Here is a 6,238-nt window from a genome sequence, read left to right on the forward strand (position 1 = left end):
ACCTCCTGCCGAGAAATCTCGATATCGAGTAAACTGGCCAAATGGAACGAAATGTCGGGAAAACTGACGAGGTTGATGAGATCGTCGCGGCGTGGCGACGCGAACGTGAGGACCTCGACGCATCTCCTTTGGAGATCTTTTCTCGGCTCCTGCGACTGAACCGACACCTTGAGAAGTTCCGCAGGCAAGCGTTTGCAGCCCACGGCCTCGACGTGTGGGAGTTTGAGATGCTGTCCCTGCTTCGTCGGCAGGGTGAGCCCTATCAGGCGCAACCATCCCAGTTCATGAACGAACTTCTTGTCGCCTCCGGCACCCTCACCCACCGCATCAACACGATGGTGGAACGGGGTCACGCCATCCGTCACCAGGATTCTCGAGACCGCCGAATCAAGTACGTGAGAGCGACCCCGCTCGGGATTGAGCGTTCCGATCGGGCCATGGCGGACCTCCTGACAAGCGAAGAAAAGATGCTGGAACCGATCCCGCACGAGGATCGAGCAGAGATCAGCCGAATCCTGCGTGACCTCCTGCGCCCCTTTAGCGATGCCTCCAAGGTGCAGACCTTCGGAGCGACGCAGAACTAGGAGCGGGCTCAAGACACGAGTCCTCCTTGTCGGTGAGTCAGCCTGGACGGTGAGTCTGCCATGACTCGATTCTGGCTCTGGCCCTGAGGATGTGCGAGGGATTCCCTTGTCATTGAGGCCCGCGCTCAAGGTCGCGGTCGGGAACACAGCCAAGTCTTCGGCACGAGTTCGGGGGGTGCGTTCAATACGCACCCCCCGAACTGTTAGCTGGTTATTGCTGAAGATCTCGTCTGAATACCGAGCTACTTCCTGCGCAGAGCGTCCATGACCTTCATGCGGGCACCGGTGTGGAGGATGGAGCGCTCGTAGATCTTGCCGGCAATGGATGCCAGGATCGGGATGAACACGAGGCAGGCGCCGATTGAGATCAGGGTATCGGACAGGGGAACCTCGCTCACGGCGGCCCTGACGGGCAGAATGAACGGGCCGAAGAACGGGACGTAACCCAGGATCTGGGTGAGCATCGAATCTGGGTTTTCCGGAACGTAGAACAGTGCGAAGTAGAACGGCACCATGGACAGGAAGATCATGGGCGTCGTGACGGCGCCGATGTCCTCCTGGCGGGAGACGGTAGCCGCAAGTCCGCCAGTGATTGAGGCGTAAATGATGTAGCCGAGAACAACCCAGACGAGCAGCATCGGGATGTAGCTCGTGATATTGATGTCGGGTAGGATGCCCGCGATCGAGGCAGCGATGACCATGGCGGCGACATATATCGCCACCATGATGAAGATGGCGAAACCAATGCCAATGAACTTACCCATGAGGAGTTCACGTGGCCGGATGGTTGCGAGAAGAACCTCAACCACTCTCGAGGACTTCTCTTCGACCACGCCCGTGGCCAGAATCGACACACCCATGACAATGACGAAGTAGATGAGGGAGACGGTGATGACACCAACGAGGAACGTCACCGGATCGAACTCGGGTTCACCAAGGATCTCAACGGAGAGAGCCTGAGAATCGAGGAACTCCTGCTTCACTTCGTCGGTTGCGGCGTCACCAAAGTTGTCAGAAAGCAAGTGATTTGACGTGGCAATCTGGGTGACCTGGGTGATGGTATCGAGTTCGCTCGAGCTTTCGAGGGCGTAGATCGTGGGTGAGGAGGGATCGCCGCTGATCACGGCATCCAGGTCCTCGTTCGCTTCGAGCGCGGCTTCGGGTTCACCCGAAACATCCACCACGGTCAAACCGATCTCCTCCAGGTCAGCCTTGAGTGGCGCGGTCTCTTCCGTGACGCCGACGGTGCCGACAACCATGTCGGGATCCTCATCGTCGTTCAGCAGGAACTTGCCGAGAATGCCGGCCCCGATGATGAGAGCCGCCATGACGAGCGTGGAGATGATGGCCGCCTTGGACCGGATCTGGGCACGGAATTCACGTCGTGTGACGAGGGAAATGGAGTTCATTTCTGTTCCTTCCTATCGTCGGAGGTCGCGGAGACAACGTCGCGGAACAGCTCCTCCAAATGTGGCTTGCGTGGAGCGAACTCGTAGACCGGACCATCGGCGAGTGCCGTGCGCAGGATTTGCTGACCATCGAATCCAGCCGGGGTCAGGAAGCGGCGCGTCATCTTGTCGCCCTCGATGACTTGGGATGGCACAGAGATGCCGAGATGGTCGAATCTCGTGGGGGAGTCCGCCGGGGTGACGAGAATGTACTCGGGAGTGTCAGTCTGTCGAAGGTCGTCAATCTTGCCTTCGGAAATGATCTTGCCTTTGGAGACGATGCCAACGCGGTCGCACAGGCGCTCCACGAGGTCGAGCTGGTGGGAGGAGAAGATGACGGGAACGCCCTCTCGGGTCTTTTCCCGGAGCACCTCACTCATGACATCCACAGCAACCGGGTCGAGTCCGGAGAATGGCTCGTCGAGCACCATGATCTGAGGATCGGAGATCAGTGCGGCCGCGAGCTGGACGCGCTGCTGGTTACCGAGGGAGAGGGTCTGAACGAGATCGTCTCTGCGATGTGCGATGTCGAGCTTCTCCGTCCAGTACTCCATTCCACGCTTCGCCTCGTCGGCGCTGTCGCCGTGAAGCTGAGCAAGGTAGATGAGCTGCTCGCCGACCTTCATGCGGGGGTAGAGGCCACGCTCTTCCGGCATGTAACCCACCTGCCTCCTCATGGCGAAGTCGATGGGACGGTCCTTCCACGTGACCTCACCGGAATCGGAGGAGAGGACACCGAGGATGATCCGCATGGCGGTGGTCTTGCCGGCTCCGTTCGAACCGACGAAGCCAAAGAGTTCTCCTGGATTGACGTGGAATGACATCCCGTCAAGAGCCTTCACGGCTCCATACGATTTGTGCAAGTCAGAAATGACCAGCATGGTGCTCCAGACAAGTTGAGTGCGTTGGACGTTTTCTAACTTACTGGAGACGCGCGAGAAGTTCTCTGCGAGAAGGCGGAGAACTGAGCTTTGAAACATCGCGAAACTGGCAAATTTCCACGTGAAAAGCTAGTTCGACCGGCTTGTCCGCGATACGACGGTACGTAGTTCCTATCGTGCCACGTCGGAGATTCGTGGCGTGTCACCTCGGAGATTCGTGGGTGCTGGAGGTTGCCGCAGTCAAGCGCGCTGGAGTTGGCTTCGGCTAGTTAAAGAGTCGGCTGGATTTCTTCACCCTCGTCGGGTCGGCCGATGGGTCGCGGCCTCAGTTCAAGGTGGTGCAGACCGTTCCACAGGAGGTTGACGGTGTGGGCTGCTACGTCCTCCTTCGACAGCGGAGCGACGGGCTCGCCTCCTGCGGTTGCTGGCTCGCCGGACTCGGCGGCGTCCTTCTCCGAGATCCACCACTGGCCGACCTGGGCGACGGCGCCACCGAGCAGCTGCCCGTAGACGGGGGAGCTGGTGGAATCGAATCCCTGGCGGTTGAACATCTCCGCGAGCAGGTCAGTGAGGTGTTCCGTTACCTCTCCGATGATGGGAGAGAAGACACCCGTGGATACGCCGGCGGGGGACTGGTGCGCCAGCAACCGGTACCCATCTGGGTTGGTTTCTAGGTAGTCGAGCAGGGCAACGATGGAGTGCTCCAGGGCCTTTCGGGGGGACACATCCGAGGGCAGTGACTCCGTCAGTGTCGTCATGAGCAGGTTGATCTCCCTGTCCACGATCACCTGGTAGAGGCCCTCTTTGCCACCGAAGTGTTCATACAGGACCGGCTTCGAGATCCCCGCCGCCATCGTGATCTCTTCAATCGAGGTCGCGTCGTAGCCGCGGTGGGCGAAACTTGCGCGAGCAATCTCGATGAGTTGGAGGCGGCGCTCGGAACGGGACATGCGAACTTTGCGGGGACTGGTGTGCTCGATCATGTGATAAGTATTCCACGAATGTTGGGGTTACCACTTTGGCACCGGGTACCAAGAACTGGCAGACTAAAGGGCGAGTGATCCGCCCTGGTGTAATGGCAGCACAGAGGCCTTTGAAGCCTTTAGTTCAGGTTCGAACCCTGGGGGCGGAGCCACAAAATTGCTGGAACCCGCGCGAAAGTGCGTGGTTCCGTCGTAGGGTTGGGATCGTGATGAGAGAGTTGAACTTGCCAAACAGCCAGCGACCCACAGTGATCGTGCTTGCCGCAGGTGCTGGCACACGTATGAAATCAGCGACCCCGAAAGTTCTTCACGAGATCTGCGGCCGTAGCCTGGTCGGCCACGTGATCCACGCAGCCTCGCAGTTGGACCCCGCCAATCTTGTTGTTGTCGTGCGCCACCAGCGCGACCTGGTTGCGGGACATATCCACGACATCGCACCCCACGCGATCATCGCCGACCAGGATGACATTCCCGGTACCGGCAGGGCAGTGTGGTGCGGCATGGAGGCGTTGCCGGAGGACCTTACGGGACCCGTTCTCGTGACAGCGGCCGACACTCCTCTCCTCGATGGCGACACCCTGAAGGCACTCCTCGCAGCGCACGCTGGCAACGCAGTCACGGTGCTGACCACCCGGGTCCCGGACCCCACCGGTTACGGCAGGATCATCCGCGACTCCCAAGGCATCATCTCCTCCATCGTCGAACACAAGGATGCTCTTCCCGAGCAGCTCGAGATCGACGAAATCAACTCCTCGATCTACGTCTTCGATGCGGACCTGCTCCGAGCCACACTCGGCGGCCTCGGAACCGACAACGCCCAGGGCGAGATGTACCTGACCGACGTCCTCGAAGCCGCATACAACCAGGGGGCACCGATCGGTTCCTACATGGGTGACCGCCTCGTCGTGGAGGGCGTCAACGACCAGGTTCAGCTCGCAAACCTGCGCCGTGAACTCAACCGCCGATCCCTGACGAATGCCATGAAGGCCGGCGTCACGGTCGAAGATCCAAACAGCACCTGGGTTGATGTCGATGTCACCTTCGAAGCAGACTCGCGGATTCTCCCAGGCAGCTACCTGACCGGATCCACCTCCATCGCCACCGGGGCTGAGGTTGGTCCCCACGTACGGCTCCACAACGTGACGGTCGAATCCGGCGCGAAGATTGCGCTCGCAGATCTTGCAGATACTTCAATTTCAGTCACCGACAACGTATCGAAGGACGGTCAGTCATGAGCGGAATCCACTCCACCGGAGCTAAGCATCTTGTGATCGCGAGTGGGCGCTCCCACCCGGGGCTCGCTGCCGAGGTAGCAGAGTCTCTCGGTATTGACCTGCTTCCCTCCAGCGCATACGACTTTGCAAACGGCGAGATCTACGTGCGCTTCGATGAGTCCGTCCGTGGCGCCGATGCTTTCGTGATCCAGACCCACACGCCCCCGGTCAACAAGTGGCTGATGGAGGGGCTGATCATGATTGATGCTCTCAAGCGTGCCTCCGCTAAGCGCATCACCGTCGTTGCCCCCTTCTACCCTTACGCGCGTCAGGATAAGAAGCACCGTGGCCGCGAACCGATCTCTGCCCGCCTCGTTGCCGACCTGTTCAAGACCGCGGGCGCAGACCGCATCATGAGCGTCGACCTCCACGCAGCCCAGGCGCAGGGCTTCTTCGATGGGCCGGTTGACCACCTCTGGGCCATGCCGACCCTCGTCGAGTACGTCCGCACCCGCATCGATCCCGAGAACGCCTGCGTTGTCTCACCTGATGCTGGTCGTATCCGTGTTGCCGAGCAGTGGGCCGACCGCCTCGGTGGCACCCCGCTCGCCTTCGTGCACAAGACCCGCGACATCTCCCGCCCCAACCAGGCCGTCGCCAACCGCGTGGTTGGTGAAGTCAAGGGGCGTACCTGCGTCCTCGTTGATGACCTTATTGATACCGGCGGCACCATCTGCGAGGCAGTCCGCGTTCTTCTCGAGGCCGGCGCGGCCGACGTTATCGTGGCAGCAACCCACGGCGTTCTCTCCGACCCCGCCGTCAAGCGCCTCTCCGAGTCCGGTGCCCGCGAAGTCATCGTGACCGACACGGTGCCGATCGAGCGCGAGAAGCGTTTCAAGGAGCTGACCGTTCTCCCCATCGCTCCCGTCCTCGCCCGCGCCATCCGCGAGGTCTTCGACGATGGTTCCGTCACGAGCCTCTTCGACGGAGCTCACTGACCCTGAACTAATTGGGTACTGAGCATACTCTTCTGCCAGATCTGAGCAGTTGGCGTGCCAGATCCGAACAGTTCACGGGCTCTTCATAATTGAGTGTGTAGCGGGCGTTTTGCGCGTCGTGGCATGAAAC

The 6,238-nt window shown here is 60.2% G+C and carries 6 protein-coding genes and 1 tRNA gene; 4 read left to right on the top strand and 3 right to left on the bottom strand.

Annotation, left to right across the window (positions count from 1 at the left end; all coding sequences use genetic code 11):
* Nucleotides 1-41 precede the first annotated feature (41 nt).
* A complete protein-coding gene (locus QMB98_RS07350; protein WP_371685042.1) occupies nucleotides 42-584 on the top strand; it encodes a MarR family winged helix-turn-helix transcriptional regulator in 543 nt (180 codons plus the stop codon).
* A 242-nt stretch (nucleotides 585-826) separates the two neighbouring features.
* On the opposite strand, the gene QMB98_RS07355 is transcribed toward QMB98_RS07350, so the two are convergent.
* The 3 genes from QMB98_RS07355 to QMB98_RS07365 all read right to left on the bottom strand — a co-directional run bounded on the left by QMB98_RS07355 (nucleotide 827) and on the right by QMB98_RS07365 (nucleotide 3,896).
* On the bottom strand, nucleotides 827-1,993 hold the full coding sequence (locus QMB98_RS07355) for an ABC transporter permease (protein ID WP_371685043.1): 1,167 nt from the start codon (nucleotides 1,991-1,993) through the stop codon (nucleotides 827-829).
* Nucleotides 1,990-2,874 (bottom strand): ABC transporter ATP-binding protein, encoded by an 885-nt coding sequence (locus tag QMB98_RS07360; protein ID WP_371685044.1) that lies wholly within the window; start codon nucleotides 2,872-2,874, stop codon nucleotides 1,990-1,992. Before QMB98_RS07360 ends, QMB98_RS07355 begins: the two co-directional genes overlap by 4 nt.
* 308 nt (nucleotides 2,875-3,182) lie before the next feature.
* Nucleotides 3,183-3,896, bottom strand: a complete 714-nt coding sequence (locus QMB98_RS07365; RefSeq protein WP_371685046.1) for a TetR/AcrR family transcriptional regulator — start codon at nucleotides 3,894-3,896, stop codon at nucleotides 3,183-3,185.
* A 78-nt stretch (nucleotides 3,897-3,974) separates the two neighbouring features.
* Between QMB98_RS07365 and QMB98_RS07370 the strand changes: the two genes are divergently transcribed.
* From QMB98_RS07370 to QMB98_RS07380, 3 genes are all read left to right on the top strand, one after another.
* Nucleotides 3,975-4,048, top strand: a tRNA-Gln gene (locus QMB98_RS07370).
* Nucleotides 4,049-4,105: 57 nt separating this feature from the next.
* The gene (locus QMB98_RS07375; protein WP_371685047.1) at nucleotides 4,106-5,131 is read left to right on the top strand and encodes an NTP transferase domain-containing protein; all 1,026 of its coding nucleotides are present in this window, start codon (nucleotides 4,106-4,108) and stop codon (nucleotides 5,129-5,131) included.
* On the top strand, nucleotides 5,128-6,108 hold the full coding sequence (locus tag QMB98_RS07380) for a ribose-phosphate diphosphokinase (RefSeq protein ID WP_371685048.1): 981 nt from the start codon (nucleotides 5,128-5,130) through the stop codon (nucleotides 6,106-6,108). Before QMB98_RS07375 ends, QMB98_RS07380 begins: the two co-directional genes overlap by 4 nt.
* Nucleotides 6,109-6,238: the final 130 nt, after the last annotated feature.

The organism is Flaviflexus sp. (assembly GCF_041440645.1).
In the GTDB taxonomy this organism is placed as follows: Bacteria; Actinomycetota; Actinomycetes; order Actinomycetales; family Actinomycetaceae; genus Flaviflexus.

Coding starts and splice junctions, on each gene's coding strand:
- QMB98_RS07355 (WP_371685043.1), bottom strand. CDS start 1,993: ATGAACTCCATTTCCCTCGTCACACGACGTGAATTCCGTGCCCAGATC.
- QMB98_RS07380 (WP_371685048.1), top strand. CDS start 5,128: ATGAGCGGAATCCACTCCACCGGAGCTAAGCATCTTGTGATCGCGAGT.
- QMB98_RS07350 (WP_371685042.1), top strand. CDS start 42: ATGGAACGAAATGTCGGGAAAACTGACGAGGTTGATGAGATCGTCGCG.
- QMB98_RS07375 (WP_371685047.1), top strand. CDS start 4,106: ATGAGAGAGTTGAACTTGCCAAACAGCCAGCGACCCACAGTGATCGTG.
- QMB98_RS07365 (WP_371685046.1), bottom strand. CDS start 3,896: ATGATCGAGCACACCAGTCCCCGCAAAGTTCGCATGTCCCGTTCCGAG.